This window comes from Algoriphagus aquimarinus (assembly GCF_007997215.1).
In the GTDB taxonomy this organism is placed as follows: Bacteria; Bacteroidota; Bacteroidia; order Cytophagales; family Cyclobacteriaceae; genus Algoriphagus; species Algoriphagus aquimarinus_A.
In genome coordinates, this window is sequence record NZ_VORW01000001.1 from 451,486 (window position 1) to 468,842 (window position 17,357).

The following is a 17,357-nucleotide window of genomic DNA, read 5'->3' on the forward strand; positions in this document are numbered from 1 at the left end:
ATTCATATTGCTTCTTGGTGGTAAAGTGTCAAGCCTGCGATCGGGCTTTCAATTATTAAATTCACATTAATCTGCACATCCGCGGCAGCTTTGCGAAGAATATCAGAGTTGTAAAAAGCAATAGAACCTACAAAATTCACTGGCTTCTCCCTGTAATCTTTGTACTTCATCACATGCTGCTTGAAAAACTCCTGAAAGGAATTGTAATAGAGCATATAGCAGTAAGGATTGGATTTATGCTCAGTGATAAATCTACAAAAACTTGCCATGTATCGATTGGGAAACGGCTTCTGATATACATGCTCCTGAATGGAGATAGTTGTTAGATTGAAACTATCAATTAAATCTTGTTTGATCTGTGCTGGCATTTCGTCATTGATAAAATCCTTCAACAACTTCCTTCCAATATATCCTCCGCCGCCTTCATCACCGAAAATATATCCTGGAGCAGGTCGTCTATCTACGATTTCCTTTCCATCATAATCACAGCTATTAGATCCAGTGCCCAAAATACAAGATATTCCAGGCTGATGACCACAGGTCGATTTAGCAGCAGCGGCGAGGTCATGATCCACTGTGATTTTTGCTTTTGGGAAAACAGTTTTCAATGCTGAAGAAACCTCGCTTTTCCGATCAGGAGTGGAGCAACCAGCGCCATAGAAAAATATCTCATCTATTTCGCTTTCTAGATTTATAAGGAAGTCATCCTGCATCTGAATAGCCATTTCCTCAGAGGTTTGATAATAGGGATTAAACCCAATTCCTCTATGCTGACTAATCCTACGGTCCGAATGAATAACTCTCCAGTCTGTCTTGCTGGAACCACTATCTGCGATTAAAATCATTTATGCTAATTGCCCAATGGCTTCAAATTTTTCAAAAACTTTTTCAGTGTGAGGAGCATCAGGAAGCTCCTCAGTCAAATCTTGCCCTGCCCAATGTTCGTAATGCATGCCCTTTTTCCACAGTCTAGAACTACTCACATCATAAATTACACCTAAGTAGGCTACCCATATTTCAGGTTTGTCCTGACCATTTCGCAAGGCTAATTGCTGCTTGGTATATATCTTCATCAAAGCAACTTGATCTGAGCATTGATCCAACGCTCTGGAATTTCACCTTTTTGAGCCATCTGATAGTCAGCATAGCTGCAAGGGACGGTACTCACTCGGTCGAATTTTTCTGTTTCATTGTGGGGAATTTCCATCCACCATTTGCTACTTCTTTTGCTTTTATAGAATACAAGTGTACTTGGTTTGGTGTCCAATGAAACAGTATACTTGGTGTAATCACTGCTTTTGAAAGAAAGACTGTCTTTGCGAGAATAAAATCCTTCCAAGAAATACCAGATCATCACAGATACCACTTTCGCAGTCTTATTTACTGTATCGTCATAGTATGGTTCATAGCCATAAATCCCAATAGAACTCAACTTCTCATTTGTTCCAGCAAACCAACAAATCTGACAAGCCTCTTCTGCGGTCAATCCGAAAGGTTCGGCATTAACTGCACCTGGAGCATCCGCAGACTGGATCGCACATAAGTCAAAGCTTAGCAAATCTGCATTTCTGATCAAAGGTTCTACCTCTTTGAATTCACTTCTCAACTCTCCCAAGCGAACATGCTCGAAGTAAAGCTTTTCCACTACGTTGATTAAAGATGGATCTACAAGAAAACTCTGATAAGCCAAATGTGCAGAAGAAAAGAGGAAATTAGGCTGATGAAGGATGATTTCCTGCGTATGCTGATCAGCGAGTGGACCATCTTCTTCCATATCCAGCTTCGCATCTACAGTCAATAAACTAACCAACTTCTTCATTTTCTGATAGGACAAATACTGTCCATAATCCAAGTCATGTGATCCTCCAAAATAGATAGGCAGAATCTGATGCTTCATCAAGTAGTCTCCTACTTCCTGCATATTTTGGTAGGTATCACTTAGCTTTTCGCCAGAAATCAAATCACCCAAATCTGCCACTCGATAAGCTCCAAATCCCTTCTTCAGATCATAAAGCTTCTCACGAATTTCACTGCTTCCTCTATCAGCACTTTCCACTTTGGCTAAACCACGATTTTCTTTGATTCCTACTAAGGCAATTTGAACTCCTTTGAGATCCGGAAATTCCTCTCCGAAAAAGTGAATCTGCTTGAAGAATGAATTGTCTGGGTATTTTTTCTGCCAAAGGTATTCGGCAATTGGATCAAAGTAGGATTGGATATTCATAATGGGCGATAGTCTAAAGTAAAAATAATCAAAAAAGGCTCTTAAACCCGAAATATGCATTAGACTTCCTATTACGAGCCAAAACTGCTTTAAAATCAATCGCTTCGCTCCAATTAACTCATTCAACATAGCGATGCTATGCCTTATTCGTTAAGTGGTTGATTTTTTTGAATTTTTGGCTCTCACTACAGATTCTAATTCAAAATTCGGGTTAAATAAAAAATCCCGCCTAAGCGGGATCTTTTGTTTTCTTATTATCCTCCGAAGTCATCAAATCGGATATTTTCCTCAGGAATTCCTAGATCATCCAGCAACTTCAATACTGCTGAGTTCATCAAAGGAGGACCACATAGGTAATATTCTACTTCATCTGGCTCAGGATGATTTTTCAAGTAATTATCATACAAAACTTGGTGAATGAAACCAACGTAACCGTCAGCTTCTTTATCATCTTCTGATTTCTTGATCTTCCAATTGTCTTCTGGAAGTGGTTCCGAAAGACCAATGTTGAACTGGAAGTTAGGGAAGTCTTTTTCGATATCTCTGAATTGAGGAACATAGAAAAGCTCTTTCTTAGATCTACCACCGTACCAGTAAGATACTTTTCTGCCAGTCTTCTCCGTATGGAAAAGATGGAAAATCTGTGCTCTCAATGGAGCCATACCTGCACCACCACCGATGTAAACCATCTCGCGTTGGGTAGGATTAATGTGGAATTCACCGTAAGGACCAGAAATTGTAACCTTATCACCAGGAACTCTAGAGAATACATACGAAGAACAAACACCAGGATTCACATCCATCCATTTGTTGTTTGCTCTATCCCACGGTGGAGTGGCGATACGAATAGTCAGCATGACGATGTTACCTTCTGCAGGGTGATTCGCCATAGAGTAAGCTCTGAATAGCTCCTCGTCATTTTTCATCGTCAAGTCCCAAAGACCGAACTTATCCCAGTCACTTTGGTACACATCAGCTGGGTGACCTAGATCAGGGTGTGGAGTGATATCCATTCCTTTGAAGTTCACCGTCACTATTGGCACATCGATTTGGATGTATCCACCAGCTTCGAAATCAAGAGTTTCACCTTCAGGAAGTTTCACTTTGAATTCTTTGATGAATGTAGAAACGTTGTAGTTAGAGATAACCTCACATTCCCACTTCTTGATACCAAAGATCTCTTCAGGAACTCGGATCTTCATGTCATTTTTCACTTTCACCTGACATGCTAGACGGACGTTTCCTTGCTGCTCTGCTCTGCTCAAGTGACCTACTTCGGTAGGAAGAACTTCTCCACCACCTTCTTCGACCACACATTTGCACATAGCGCAAGTTCCGCCACCACCGCAAGCGGATGGAAGGAAGATTTTTTGCCCTCCAAGTGTAGAAAGCAAGGTAGTTCCCGCTGCTGTTACAATTGGAGAACTCGCATCACCATTGATGATAATGCTGACATCTCCTGAATTGACCAGCTTAGACTGCGCAAAAAGGAGAATAAATACCAGTAGCAATATAATTACTGTAAAAGCTACGATGGATGTAATAATTACTGAACCCATGAAATTTTGGTTTAATTTTTCTTATGGATTGGCCCAATACGGGAGCACAAATATATTTATTAATCACTAAAAGAGACCAAATCGATGTTCAAATTTGGCCCGAATAATCAAATCCTTTTAGAGGTAACTCAATTAATTATTTAAAAGGTTTAGTAAGGTGGTCAATCGGCCTTTCAACTGACGACGATCTACTATGAAATCAAGGAATCCATGCTCCAATACAAACTCAGAACTTTGGAAACCTTTAGGCAAATCCTTACCAATCGTCTCACGAATTACTCTAGGACCTGCGAAACCAATCAAAGCTTCAGGCTCTGCGATATTGAAATCACCTAACATAGCATAAGAGGCAGTGACTCCACCAGTCGTCGGATCCGTGAGCATAGAAATGTAAGGAACTCCTGCTTGATCTAACAACGCAAGCTTGGCAGATGTTTTAGCCATTTGCATTAAAGAAAATCCAGCTTCCATCATTCGTGCACCACCGGACTTTGAAATCATCAGGAATGGAATTTTATTTTTCAGGGAGTGATCAATAGCTCTGGCGATTTTTTCACCTACCACAGATCCCATAGATCCTCCGATGAAATTAAAGTCCATACATGCTATAACGATATCCAATCCATTCATTTTCCCCACTGCAGAACGAACCGCGTCATTCAGCTCCGTTTTCTTGATCGTTGCTTCAATGCGGGAAACGTAAGGTTTGGTATCCGTAAATTTCAAAGGATCTCCTGAGGTCATATTGGCATCAAGCTCCTTAAATTTGTTGTTGTCAAAAAGAATTTCGAAATATTCCTTCGAACCAATTTTCACATGAAAATCATCATCAGGGCATACATAAGCGTTATTCTTGAGCTCTCTAGTATGGATGATATTTCCATTTGGGGTCTTAAACCAAAGGCCATCAGGTGCATCTTTCTTTTCAGCTGTAGATGTTTTGATGCCTTTGTCAGTTCTTTTAAACCAAGCCATATTGAGTTTTTAGGTTGTTTTTTGACGAGTCAAAGGTTACAAATTTAGTCGTAAAATCCGTTAAATAAAACCTCCTCGGAAATAGGTCGGGAATTCAATTTCGTAATGGAAAACGATACAATATGGAAAATCGCTTTCTCGGTGATTAATATTTACCTTATTTTGAGATTGTCCACAAGTAGAAGGTTTTTCATCGAGAAACTTACTCATACCCAAATAACTACTCATGAACCTAGCAGTTCTACTCCTCATTTCCGCTATCATTTTATTTTTGGCCTATAAGATTTATGGCAAATTTGTATACAGAAAATTTGGTTTAAATGATAAAAATCCTGCCCCTTCTCATACGCACAGGGACGGAGTGGATTATGAACCAAGCAAGCCTATTGTGGTTTTAGGGCACCATTTTGCATCCATTGCAGGTGCAGGGCCAATTGTGGGACCTATCATTGCGGTCACTTTTGGGTGGATACCTGCTGTCATTTGGATTTTGGTTGGCGGAATATTTTTTGGAGCAGTTCATGATTTGGGTAGCATGGCCGCCTCACTCAAAACTGATGGAAAATCTATAGGGGTTATCATCCGAAATCAAATCGGAATGAAGGGGAAGCAACTGTTTATTATCTTCAGTTTCTCCACTTTAATTCTTGTCATTGGCGTATTTGCTGACATTATCGCCAAAACTTTCGTCACTAATCCTGGGGTAGCGTCTGCTTCTATTCTATTTATTTTGCTAGCTGTCGTTTTCGGTATAGTGAATAAAATGGTAGGAGATAAGAAGACATCATTTATCATCATAACTATAATAGGTGTGGTCTTGATGTACTTCTTTGTGTATCTGGGGATGAAAATTCCATTTGTTTTGGATTACAAAATCTGGGTTTTGGCGCTCTTAGCATACGCATTCCTAGCATCAGTTACTCCAGTGGGAATGTTGCTTCAACCACGGGATTACCTCAATAGTTTTTTGCTTTATGGATTGATCATAGCTGCAGTTTTGGGCGTCTTCATTGCCAATCCGGAAATTCAGATGAGCAATGAAATTCATGTATCGGATGAAAATCTCGGATATATTTTTCCTGTTCTCTTTGTGACGATTGCCTGCGGAGCTATCAGTGGATTTCATTCTTTAGTTGCTTCAGGGACTACTTCTAAGCAATTGGATAAGGAATCTGATGCCAAATTGGTCGGATTTGGAGGCATGCTAATCGAGTCATTTCTAGCAATTATTTCTGTGGGAGCAGTAGTTATTTTATCCCGATCAGAATATATATCCCGTCTTGCTGGCGAAGGACCTGTTGCCCTTTTCTCTACAGGATTGGGAGGTATGATTGCTACATTGGGAGTTTCGGAGGAGTTTGCCATAGGTTTTGTAGCATTGACTGTTTCAGCATTTGCACTTACTACATTGGATACTTGTACCCGGTTAGCCAGATTTACTTTACAGGAATATTTCGAAGATGTACCTCAGGCTGCAGGTCAATACTTAGCAAAAAACCGATACGTTTCCACTGGGATTGTGGTGGTTTTCTCTATCCTTTTATTGCTCTCTGGTGAATTCACCACACTCTGGCCGATATTCGGCTCTGCAAATCAGCTACTCGCTGCACTTGCACTTTTGACCATCGCTGTCTGGCTGATTAAGAAAAATATTAATGCGCTCTTCGTGACCATTCCTATGTTCTTTATGTTCACCGTCACACTCGCATCATTAGGACTTTTTGCTTGGAAAAACTTCCAAAATGAAGTTTATGTACTTTCCATTATTGCAGCACTACTTTTTGTATTAGCAATATCCTTAATGGTTTTGGCAACAAAAAGTTTGAAAAAAGAAGTCAAAGAACCTGTAAAGGCTCTTTGACTTTCCGATAATTATAAAGAGTTGAATACCTCTTTTGCTTTCTTAGGAATTCTCACAGCTACTGTGAAATTGATCAGGTAATCCGCAAATGCTGCATCACCATGTACTACATTGTCGGGAGTCGAATTCTCAATGTCCGTTACACTCTGAGTTCTATTTCTAAATAAAGCAATTGGCACATTCAGTGTTCCCGTCACATTTCCTAGCATATAGCTGACGCCTGGCTCCACAGAAATAATGTAACCAGGTCTTTTGAAGCCCTCACTTCCACCAATGACATCGTGCACAGGAATCCCTTCAATTCTTCCACCAAGAGAAACGCCTAAGCCATGTATCTTTTCAAAGGAATGGAAAACACCGGTTCTCACAGCGAACTGATCCGGCACGCTCATGATTGCTTCATTCGGGCGACTTCTATTAGTTAGTGTTCCATTAGTTTCTCGAGGATTGAAGAGATAGAAACCATCGTAATACCAGAAGTTAGTGCTAGCGATATTCCAAAGTCCTTGGAAATCAACAATCAAACCTGTTCCACCATCGCCTAACTGGATCGATTGATCCACTGTCATTTCAGTAGGTGTTCCTTCATTGCCTCTATAAAAGGTACTTTTAGCTGCATAATCTCCGGTTGGGAATTTGATCCCAAGTCCAATTGCGGTGTTTCCCTTCTTGGCATTTTCGCCAGAAAGCAACCAGTATCCAGCACCGATTCTCATGTCTCCTAATCCTTTGGAATAGGAAGTGTGCCTTTCAATTCTATTATGCTCATAGAGTGAACTTCTTTCGTTGTATTGCAAAGGCAAGGAAACAATACCATAAAGTCGTTCTGTGAAAGCATAACTGACATTGATATCCAAGCCATGCTGCTTATTGATCACTTCTGTGTGGTCGGTCAGGCGGTTATGTTCTTCTTCAGTTCCCCTGAAATGTCTAAATGACTTAAAATAGCGGTAGCTGCCACTGATGTTCAGTTCGCCCTTATTGAGCATATTCCCCTGACCCACAGCATTGCCAAGTCCGGAAAATTGTCTGATGGCAACACAGCCTTGGGTGTATGAGTTAGTATAAGCGAGCATTATGACTGCCGCTACAAGTATTATTTTGGTATATTTTTTCATAAGTTTCTTATCTAATAATTAATTATCTGCGCCATCAGTTTTGGCGACCTCAATTGTGTATTGAGCTACATCTCTACCTTGAGTCGTACCCACTGTGGCATCAAAAGTCCAATGGATTCCTCCGTAAACTCTAGACATAGCTGCCTCTTCTGCCCATTTTTGGAATACACTTCCTTCCTGAGGAAAGAGATAAGTCAATACTTCTGCAGCTGCAGCTGAAAACACCGAATGCCCAGATGTATAACTTGGGAAATTTGGCGTACCCGCAATAGTCTCAAAACCCTTGATCATCTGTATGGGTCTAGGATAGTAATAGTAGTATTTGGTATCCCAGCAGCTAATTCCTCCATCCATTATTGCCATATTCATATAGGCAAATGCACGGGCTGTCCGAATTGAATTCAGCTTATATTTTAAAAAATATTCACCTGCTATATCATTCCAGTGGCCGGGGGGAGTGTATGTTCCTAAGCCGTCTTGCCAAAAATTTGCAATTCTTCTTCGCTCATGGGTTACATTATCTGCATAGTCTTCCAAAATCTTCACATCCTTTTGGAATGCTTCAGAACCTGGAGTCGGTGGCACTGGAGCTCTAGTATCTTCCACATTTGGGACGCTCCACATTTTCACCTTACCAAATAAAGGAGTCAAACCAACTGGTCGGACAGGACTTTCCAGATTTTCCCATTGCCAGCCAAATCGATCAAAAGCTGCAGCTCTTAGCGAATCTGAAACTGCTTTGGGTGCTTGGGCATACTTCATCCCGTCATTAGATGCACGTGCCAATGCAATAGATGCTATTTCTTCACCGATTTTCTTACCAGCATCTAGGTCACTAGGTACATTTTCTCCCGCTAGAAGTAGGCTTTCCAAATGATCTTTTTCCAATTGAAGAAGATACTCTGCTTCTAAAGGGAACATTGCAGTTAGAATTTTCCGCGAGACTGTTGCCAATACAGCACCCTCAGAAGGATAAGATGGAAGGTTATTGGGCACATAAGCATATGGAATTTCCGGATCTACCATATAAGGAGAGGGACGATCATACATGAATTTGTAATGCCAGGCAGAAATCATCCCGTCGTATTGAGCTACCGAAAGATAGGCCAAAGCCCTACTTGCATAGGGTGGATGAGCAAATGGAAAAACTGGTGGTCCCTCCGGATTTGCTGGATTTGGCAAGGTATAGGATTCGTCCACATTCGGACCAGGAATCAAATTGTACTTGGCTATTAATCCGAGTGCAACTTCATTCCATCTGATTACCGAATTGTTAGTCCATAAATTTACTTGTTTCCTTTGGTCAGATGACATTGCTGATATCATACTCTTTACTTCCGACAATTCACTTAAGTATTCTGCAGAACTGATTGAAGTAGGCTCATCTATAGTAATATCATTCCCATTAGAGATCAAAATAGGCTTCCAGCTACCTGCATTTTCATCAATACCTGAAAACTCATAACTCTCATATTCCAATTCGGTTTCTAAATCCATATTACAACTGGTCATCATGGCCATAGTAATAAGTATTATTGTTAGTTGAAGTAGTTTCATTCTTTCAATTTTTTGGGTGGAACAAGCCAAATTGGTAAGTAATACCTACGCTTATTGATGACATTTCTGGAGCATTTCTTCCATTGATAACTTTGCTATACGAAGCAACCAGGCCTAATCCTTTTGGTTTTTTGAAGAAATACTGGGCAAAGGCTCCCACTCGATTCATATCTACTTTATTAGTGGGTTGTGGCGCATTATAAGCTCTGATATCATCTCCAGACGTAGATTTAGAAGAGTTATAATTCAATTCTACTCTCAATGATTTGTTCATAAACCATTTGCCGATTACTGCTTCATAGGTCCAGGCACTAGGAACGTCCATCCAAGAAGTATAATAACTACCCTCATTGTAATAGTATTCCCGCTCAGCTTGTGTATAACCTTTCCAGATATATCCTCCATTTCCCCGAAGATAAAATCCATTATCCCACTCATATTCTACTAATCCTCTCCATGCAAGCTGGGGAGCTCCAATTCCTAAGCTGTAGGGTTGATAATCCGACAGGTAATTTGAGACTGGTGCAGAAAATGTCACAGATCCAAATGCGGTTAACTCACCTTTTTCACCTTTGTGACGGAACGCCTCATATTTAAGAGCTAATGTCAAGTCCTGAATTCCCTTTGCCCCAGCGAACTTACCGCCGTTTGGGGTGGTCGAATTTGTAGAGATATATGGCAAACCTACATAAGCGTCTAGGCGTTTTGTAATCCCGTAAGCCGCCATTACTAGTGCAGTTTTTCGCTGTACTTTTGCGATAGTTCCATTTTTTCGAAGGGTTTCTCCCTCCCAGTAATGATCAAATTGACCATAGTCAAAATTGAGCAAAAAGCAGATATCCCCTTTTGGCATCATCAAACCGTCTGTTGGGGTTTGTCCCACAGTCATATTGGACAGACCCAATCCTCCCAATAGGAGAATCAGCGTCCTTAAGTAATTTTTCATAGTTTTTATTATTGATTCCTAATAGATTAAGCATGATCTCTCTAGCTCTTTTTGCTGGCTTTTGAGAGAAATGCGCGATCGATCTTTAACTCAATTCCATTTAAATAGAATGAGCAAAAGAAAATAATCGTAAGAAATAAATTAGGAAAACTGGGGAGGGGGCGAATCAATACCCTCGTATCGATTACTATAGGCTAGAAAATCCAAAACTGGTTTCTGATCTATTGAAATTGAAAAATCTGATTTGAACGAAAAGGTGTCAGGAAGAAGATAGTCTTTTATAAAAAGTTTAACGCTTGTTTTACTATCCTCGCCATCAGGAAATTCATCATCTACTAATGAAGAAATCCACTTTTTAACAGTATTATCTAGCATTTTTCTGTCAGTGTCTGGAACCACGACGATCTGTAGCGTATCATTTTGGTAGCGCTGCTTGATCGCACGGAAATATTGACCATCCTTTTTAAATGAGGTATTGGTAGGCTGAAACTGTTCCTGATTAGCCATGTACGGTGCCGAAAGTGGAATTTCGATTAGTGTCTCCTGAACTTTCACGGAATTTTCCCCATAAATTTTTTCCTCCCACTTACTCTCAAGATGCTGATCGTAAGAGAAATAGAATGCATAGTAGCCAAAATGATATATGGCAAAGCATACAAAAAGAAATATGGAAAGGATCTTTTTCAATTATGAGTTTATTACAATTCGAAAAGTATTAAAATTCAATTTATAAAACCAACTCTTGCATAAATTAGTTGAAAGGATATTTCCTCAAATTATACTAAAACCAAATTATCATTCGTGAATTTAATTTATATGAAATAATATTCAAATATTTTTAAAACAATCAGAATAACAAGAGTAGCTGATCCGTATATTTTTAAGACTTTCAGACGGTTCATCCTATCCATAAACCAAAGCACAACTACTGGACGCACCAATCCTGCAACAAGACTAAAGAGGCAAAAATAGAACAGAAACCAAAGTAGGATTAGAATAGCTGACATCATGGAGTAAAACTAAAAAAGGAACAGCAATGCTGTTCCTTTTCATTTATATATCTAAGCGAGAATTACTTCTTGCGCTTGATCTCTTTCATCTCGTAACCTTCAATCGTATCTTCAATTTCGATGTTATTGAAATTCTTGATGGAGATACCACACTCATATCCAGCTTTCACTTCAGCTACATCATCTTTGAATCTCTTCAATTGATCGATTTCGCCTTCGTGGATTACGATACCGTCTCTGATCACACGGATCTTGTTCTTTCTGGTAATGAAACCATCCGTAACATACGAACCTGCAACAGTTCCGATCTTGGTGATTTTGAAGACTTCTCTTACTTGGATATTACCAGTAATAATTTCTTCAAATGTAGGCTCTAGCATCCCCTCAATCGCATCTTTGATCTGGTTGATCGCATCGTAGATGATAGAGTAATGTCTGATTTCGATTTCTTCTTGCTCTGCCAATTTCTTAGCATTAGAAGAAGGTCGAACCTGGAATCCAAGTATAATCGCATCAGAAGCAGAAGCTAGCAAGACATCAGATTCTGAGATCTGACCCACACCTTTGTGGATAATGCTCACTTTTACTTCGTCCTTAGAAAGTTTCAATAGTGAATCAGAAAGTGCTTCTACTGATCCATCCACATCACCTTTGATGATTATATTCAATTCCTTAAATGAACCGATTGCCAAACGACGACCGATCTCATCCAACGTAATATGCTTCTTAGTTCTTAAGCTTTGCTCTCTCTGTATTTGCTCTCTTGAGTTAGCAATGTCTCTTGCTTCACGCTCAGTACCATAAACTTTTATGATATCACCCGCTTGTGGAGCTCCACCAAGACCTAGCACCTGAACAGGTGTAGATGGCCCAGCTTCTTTCAGCTTTTTGCCTTTATGATCAAACATCGCTTTCACACGACCATAATGCTGACCTGCAAGTATGATATCTCCCACTCTCAACGTACCAGCCTGCACCATTATAGTAGAGACATATCCACGTCCTTTATCCAAGGAAGCTTCGATAACTGTACCAGCTGCATTTTTATCTGGATTAGCCGTAAGCTCTAATACTTCAGCTTCAAGAAGTACTTTCTCTAGAAGGTCATCGATACCTTCACCTGTTTTTGCAGAGATATCTTGAGATTGGTATTTTCCACCCCACTCTTCAATCAAGAGATTCATATTAGCAAGCTCTTCTTTGATCTTGGCTGGGTTGGCGTTTGGTCTATCTATTTTGTTGATCGCAAAGATCATAGGAACACCTGCCACTTGTGCATGGTTGATGGCTTCCTTAGTCTGAGGCATGATGTTATCATCTGCTGCAATCACAATAATTGCGATATCCGTGATTTTAGCACCACGGGCACGCATCGCTGTAAACGCTTCGTGACCTGGAGTATCTAGGAATGCAATCTTATTACCAGTCTTAGTCATTACATCGTAAGCACCGATGTGCTGGGTGATTCCCCCCGCCTCATCTGCAGTCACTTTAGACATACGGATGTAATCAAGCAAGGAAGTTTTACCGTGATCGACGTGACCCATGATGGTAACGATAGGAGCTCTTTCTAACAGTTCCTCTGGAGAATCTGGCTCCTCAACCTCAATTTCATCTTCGATTGATTTGGTGAATTCTACTTCGTATCCAAATTCGTCAGCAATGATAGTAATCGCTTCAGCATCCAATCTCTGATTGATGGAAACAAACATACCCAAAGACATACAAGCTGAGATAACCTGATTGACAGACAAATCCATCAATGCCGCTAAATCATTTGCAGAAATAAATTCAGTAACCTTTAAGATTTTAACCTCATCAGTTTCAAAATCCACATCTCTTACTCTTTCAGCTTTCTTATCTCTTCGGCTTTTGCCTTTCCCTCCTCCGGCGCTCTTACCCTGAAGACGGGCTAGTGTCTGCTTGATTTGATCTTGAATCTCTTTTTGAGTTGGCTCAGCTTTTTGAACTCTAACTGGAGGTCCAGTTCTTTGGTTTCCACCTGGACGATTGCCTGCAGGATGAGGACGATTACCAGGTCCACCGGCTGGACGGTTACCTTGGCCAGGTCCTCCTGGCTTGTCAATACGCTTGCGTGGTCGTTTTTTATCTCTCCCTCTTTCATCAGAAGAAGCAACTGGACCGCCTTTTTTCTTAGGACGATCTGCTGGAAGTTCTATTTTACCTAAAACCGTAAGTCCTTTAAGGGAATCTGCCTTTGCAGCGATTACTTGGTCCTTAGGTGCCGGTGGAACTGGAGTACTTGGTTGTACTGGTGAACTCGGCTGTTGTGGCGCAGGCTTCGGCTGTTCTTTTCTCACCTGAGGTGCAGGCTGAACATTCGGCTTTCTATCTTCCTGAGCCGGTCTTGGCTGAGGCTTAGATTGCTGACCAGGCTGAGGCTTCTTCGCATCCCCATGCTTTTGAGCATACTTATTTTGACCGTGCTGTTGCTTATACTTAGGTCCAGGAGCGATATTTTTGCTCAAGTCAATTTTACCCAACACTTTAATACCCTCTAATTTTGGAGGTTCGGTAGAAATTTTCTCTGGCTCGGCAGGCGGAGAAGGTGTAGAAGACGGCGCTGGCTTTGGCGCTTCGGCTGCTTTTGGGGCAGGTGCGGGCGTCGGAGCTGGAGCAGGAGCTGCAGGCTTTGGCTCTTCAGCTGCTTTTGGAGCTGGCGCTGGCGCTGGTGGTGCTACTGGCTTTGGCTCTTCTTTTGGAATTTCAGGCTCCATAGAAATAGGCTCATGGCGCTTCCCTATAGAGAGGTGCGATGCCTCCTCTTTATCTAGGGCAGAAGATTTGAATTCCTTATTCAGCATCTCAACTTGATTCATGTTGATTTTTGAATTAGGATTATTCTCCACCTCATAGCCCTTTTTAGCCAATGACTCAACTATGGTTGCCGTACCCACGTTGAGTTTTCTGGCTATTTGGCCTAAACGCATCATTTTTTCTTCTGACATAAGCAAAAATTTCTTTCGAAATCTTAAATAATTAGGGTATTATACGGGGATTATTTCCCGATTTATTGATCAAATTCTTGTCCGAGTATCCTGAATATCTCATCAACAGTTTCTTCTTCAAGCTCTGTTCTTCGAGTCAGGTCCTCTTTAGTCAAGCTCAATACGCTTTTAGCAGTATCCAAACCTGTCTTTTTTAATTCGTCGATGATCCAGCTGTCGATTTCATCAACAAACTCCATCAAATCGACATCTTCTTCTTCGCTTTCGTTCAACTCACGGAAAACGTCAATTTCATAACCTACCAATCTACTGGCAAGTTTGATGTTATATCCACCTTTACCGATGGCCAGAGATACCTGGTCTGGCTTAAGAAATACAGATAATCTTTTGGTTTCTTCATTCGCAGTGATGGAAGACACCTTAGCTGGACTCAATGCACGAGTGACATATAAATCCAAATTTTCTGTGAAATTGATTACATCAATATTTTCATTCTGCAATTCTCTTACTACAGCATGAATTCTTGATCCTTTCATTCCCACACAAGCTCCTACTGGATCAATACGATCATCGTATGATTCCACAGCAACTTTTGCTCTTTCGCCTGGCTCTCTCACAATCTTGATGATTGTAATCAATCCATCGTATACTTCAGGAACTTCGTTTTCGAACAAACGTTCCAAGAAAACTGGAGAAGTTCTAGAAAGAATAATCTTTGGGTTACCATTAGACATATCCACTCTGTGAACAATAGCCTTCACGGTATCACCTTTTCTGAAGCGATCTTTAGAGATCTGCTCTGCTTTTGGTAAAATTAGCTCGTTGCCATCACCATCCATTAGAAGAATCTCTCTTCCTAGAATCTGATAAACTTCAGCACTTACAATTTCACCTACTAGCTCTTCATACTTAGTATATAGAATATCTTTTTCGAGATCCTTGATTCTCTGGATCAATGTCTGACGAGCCATCTGTACAGCACGTCTTCCAAAAGCTTCCAATTCAATTTTCTCGTAAACTTCTTCTCCTATTTCAAAATCCGGTTCGATTTTGCGGGCTTCCGCAAAGCTGATTTTGTCTAAATCCCAAATATCCTCAGAGTTGTCGTCGACAATCTCACGGATACGGAATATCTCAAGGTCACCTTGATCAGCGTTAATGGTCACATCGAAGTTTTCATCTGTTTCAAACTTCTTGCGAATCATCGCTCTGAACACATCTTCCAAGATACGGATCATCGTAGGTCGATCCACATTTTTAGATCTCGCAAATTCAGCGAAGGATTCTATTAAGACTTTGGCATCCATTTGATTTATTTAAAAGATACTTGTACAATTGATTTCTTCATCTCTTCGAAAGGAAGAGAAACTTCCTCCTCTGTGGCTTTCTTGCCTTTTTCCTTTTTCTTTTTCACCAGTAGTTTCACACCGGTTTCTGATACTTCCAGTAGTTTACCTTCAATCTCTTCTCCCGAGGTCAAAGAAATCTTTAGCTCCCTGTTGATATTTTTCTGAAATTGTCTTCTACTGCTCAAAGGAAAATCCAATCCCGGTGAAGAAACCTCTAGAATATAAGCTTCAGGCATCATTTCTTTTGCCTCAAGTTCTTCAGAAACTGCCCTGCTCAACTTTGCGCAAGCTCGGATAGTCACACCTTCATCAGCGTCCAGAAGGATATTAAGAAGCTTTTTGCCTGATTTCTCAGACATCTTCACTTCTACAATGAAATGATTTTCATCCGGAAGATGCTTCTCTACAATCTCTTCGATAGCTTGTTTCAATTCAGTCATAGTATGCATAATGAAAGAGGGGACCATATGGTGTCCCCTCCAGAAACTTTCGAATACGACGCAAAGGTAAATATTTTTGTAGTAAAAACAATGAGGACGCTAAATCAAGAAATAGAGTTGTTTAGGTTTTTTTTCTGTGAAAAAACTTCAACAAACTAAACCCACCTGAGAATCATTTAATTTTGTTATTAAAAAATATCCCGATTCTATCAAATTTGTCCCATTAACATAATAATTTTGCCCACCTCCGTTTAATATGAGTGCTCAGCATAGTATATTAAACTCCTAACTCCAGTAAATTACAATCAATACCTAAAAATGGGATTATTTGACTTTTTCTCAAGTGATATTGCAATCGACCTAGGTACCGCAAATACCCTGATCATTCATAAAGATAAAATTGTAGTAGACGAACCTTCTATCATCGCAATCGACAAGACCACCAATCGTGTATTGGCAGTTGGACGTGAAGCAATGAACATGCACGAGAAAACGCATGAGAATATAAAAACTATCCGTCCATTGAAAGATGGAGTAATCGCAGATTTCTACGCCGCAGAGCAAATGATCAGAGGTTTGATCAAAATGATCCCAGGTCAGAAAAAAGGTTTATTCCCGCAGTCTCACCGCATGGTGATCTGCATTCCTTCTGGAATCACCGAGGTAGAAAAAAGGGCGGTACGTGACTCTGCAGAGCACGCTGGCGCTAAAGAAGTATATATGATCTTCGAACCGATCGCTGCGGCCATCGGTATCGGGATCGATATCGAAAAGCCAATGGGATCCATGATCGTGGATATCGGAGGTGGTACTACGGAAATCGCACTTATCGCGCTATCAGGTATTGTAGCTGATCAATCTATCCGAGTGGCTGGCGATACATTTACCAAAGACATTCTAGATTACATGCGTCGCCAGCACAACTTACTTATCGGGGAGAGATCTGCCGAGAAAGTGAAGATTGCTATCGGATCAGCCTTGACTGAGCTCGATGATCCACCTGAAGATTACGAAATCAGAGGACGTGACTTGATGACAGGTATTCCTAAAGTGATCAAAGTGTCTTATTCTGAGATTGCATTTTCGTTGGATAAATCAGTTTCTAAAATTGAAGAGGCCGTGTTGAAAGCATTAGAAATCTCTCCTCCTGAACTTTCTGCTGATATTTATGATAATGGCATTCACCTTACAGGTGGGGGAGCTTTGCTGAAAGGGCTTGACAAAAGACTTCATCAGAAGACAAAACTTCCAATACACATTGCTGAAGATCCGCTACGAGCTGTAGTAAGAGGAACAGGTACAGCCTTGAAAAACGTGCAAAATTTCCGAACAGTATTGATGACATAAAC

The 17,357-nt window shown here is 40.5% G+C and carries 14 protein-coding genes; 2 read left to right on the forward strand and 12 right to left on the reverse strand.

Annotated elements, in window-relative coordinates; translation table 11 throughout:
* Nucleotides 1-2: 2 nt before the first annotated feature.
* From ESV85_RS02080 to accD, 5 genes are all read right to left on the reverse strand, one after another.
* On the reverse strand, nucleotides 3-845 hold the full coding sequence (locus ESV85_RS02080) for an N-acetylglucosamine kinase (protein ID WP_146914580.1): 843 nt from the start codon (nucleotides 843-845) through the stop codon (nucleotides 3-5).
* Nucleotides 846-1,073, reverse strand: coding sequence for a cytochrome b5 domain-containing protein (locus tag ESV85_RS02085; RefSeq protein WP_146914581.1), 228 nt, complete (start codon nucleotides 1,071-1,073; stop codon nucleotides 846-848). It abuts the gene before it with no gap.
* A complete protein-coding gene (locus ESV85_RS02090; RefSeq protein ID WP_146914582.1) occupies nucleotides 1,073-2,224 on the reverse strand; it encodes a formimidoylglutamase in 1,152 nt (383 codons plus the stop codon). The genes ESV85_RS02085 and ESV85_RS02090 overlap by 1 nt, the downstream gene beginning before the upstream one ends.
* Before the next feature lie 254 nt (nucleotides 2,225-2,478).
* Nucleotides 2,479-3,783 (reverse strand): NADH:ubiquinone reductase (Na(+)-transporting) subunit F, encoded by a 1,305-nt coding sequence (gene nqrF, locus ESV85_RS02095; protein ID WP_146914583.1) that lies wholly within the window; start codon nucleotides 3,781-3,783, stop codon nucleotides 2,479-2,481.
* Between the two features lie 132 nt (nucleotides 3,784-3,915).
* On the reverse strand, nucleotides 3,916-4,758 hold the full coding sequence (gene accD, locus ESV85_RS02100; protein WP_146914584.1) for an acetyl-CoA carboxylase, carboxyltransferase subunit beta: 843 nt from the start codon (nucleotides 4,756-4,758) through the stop codon (nucleotides 3,916-3,918).
* Nucleotides 4,759-4,984: 226 nt separating this feature from the next.
* Here accD and ESV85_RS02105 point away from each other — a divergent pair, with 226 nt between their 5' ends.
* Nucleotides 4,985-6,619 carry a carbon starvation protein A gene (locus ESV85_RS02105; RefSeq protein WP_146914585.1) on the forward strand — a complete coding sequence of 545 codons (1,635 nt, stop codon included), beginning with the start codon at nucleotides 4,985-4,987 and terminating at the stop codon, nucleotides 6,617-6,619.
* 11 nt (nucleotides 6,620-6,630) lie between these two features.
* On the opposite strand, the gene ESV85_RS02110 is transcribed toward ESV85_RS02105, so the two are convergent.
* The 7 genes from ESV85_RS02110 to rimP all read right to left on the reverse strand — a co-directional run bounded on the left by ESV85_RS02110 (nucleotide 6,631) and on the right by rimP (nucleotide 16,008).
* Nucleotides 6,631-7,737 (reverse strand): hypothetical protein, encoded by a 1,107-nt coding sequence (locus ESV85_RS02110; RefSeq protein WP_146914586.1) that lies wholly within the window; start codon nucleotides 7,735-7,737, stop codon nucleotides 6,631-6,633.
* An 18-nt stretch (nucleotides 7,738-7,755) separates the two neighbouring features.
* The gene (locus tag ESV85_RS02115) at nucleotides 7,756-9,294 is read right to left on the reverse strand and encodes a phosphatase PAP2 family protein (RefSeq protein WP_146914587.1); all 1,539 of its coding nucleotides are present in this window, start codon (nucleotides 9,292-9,294) and stop codon (nucleotides 7,756-7,758) included.
* A 4-nt stretch (nucleotides 9,295-9,298) separates the two neighbouring features.
* The gene (locus tag ESV85_RS02120; protein WP_146914588.1) at nucleotides 9,299-10,240 is read right to left on the reverse strand and encodes a transporter; all 942 of its coding nucleotides are present in this window, start codon (nucleotides 10,238-10,240) and stop codon (nucleotides 9,299-9,301) included.
* A 141-nt stretch (nucleotides 10,241-10,381) separates the two neighbouring features.
* The gene (locus ESV85_RS02125; RefSeq protein WP_146914589.1) at nucleotides 10,382-10,927 is read right to left on the reverse strand and encodes a hypothetical protein; all 546 of its coding nucleotides are present in this window, start codon (nucleotides 10,925-10,927) and stop codon (nucleotides 10,382-10,384) included.
* A gap of 385 nt (nucleotides 10,928-11,312) precedes the next feature.
* A complete protein-coding gene (gene infB / locus ESV85_RS02135) occupies nucleotides 11,313-14,219 on the reverse strand; it encodes a translation initiation factor IF-2 (protein ID WP_146914591.1) in 2,907 nt (968 codons plus the stop codon).
* A gap of 62 nt (nucleotides 14,220-14,281) precedes the next feature.
* On the reverse strand, nucleotides 14,282-15,526 hold the full coding sequence (gene nusA, locus ESV85_RS02140) for a transcription termination factor NusA (protein WP_092894182.1): 1,245 nt from the start codon (nucleotides 15,524-15,526) through the stop codon (nucleotides 14,282-14,284).
* A gap of 5 nt (nucleotides 15,527-15,531) precedes the next feature.
* Nucleotides 15,532-16,008, reverse strand: a complete 477-nt coding sequence (gene rimP, locus ESV85_RS02145) for a ribosome maturation factor RimP (protein ID WP_146914592.1) — start codon at nucleotides 16,006-16,008, stop codon at nucleotides 15,532-15,534.
* A gap of 318 nt (nucleotides 16,009-16,326) precedes the next feature.
* On the opposite strand from rimP, the gene ESV85_RS02150 reads away from it, so the two are divergent.
* Nucleotides 16,327-17,355 carry a rod shape-determining protein gene (locus tag ESV85_RS02150; protein WP_057939075.1) on the forward strand — a complete coding sequence of 343 codons (1,029 nt, stop codon included), beginning with the start codon at nucleotides 16,327-16,329 and terminating at the stop codon, nucleotides 17,353-17,355.
* The last annotated feature ends 2 nt before the right edge of the window (nucleotides 17,356-17,357 follow it).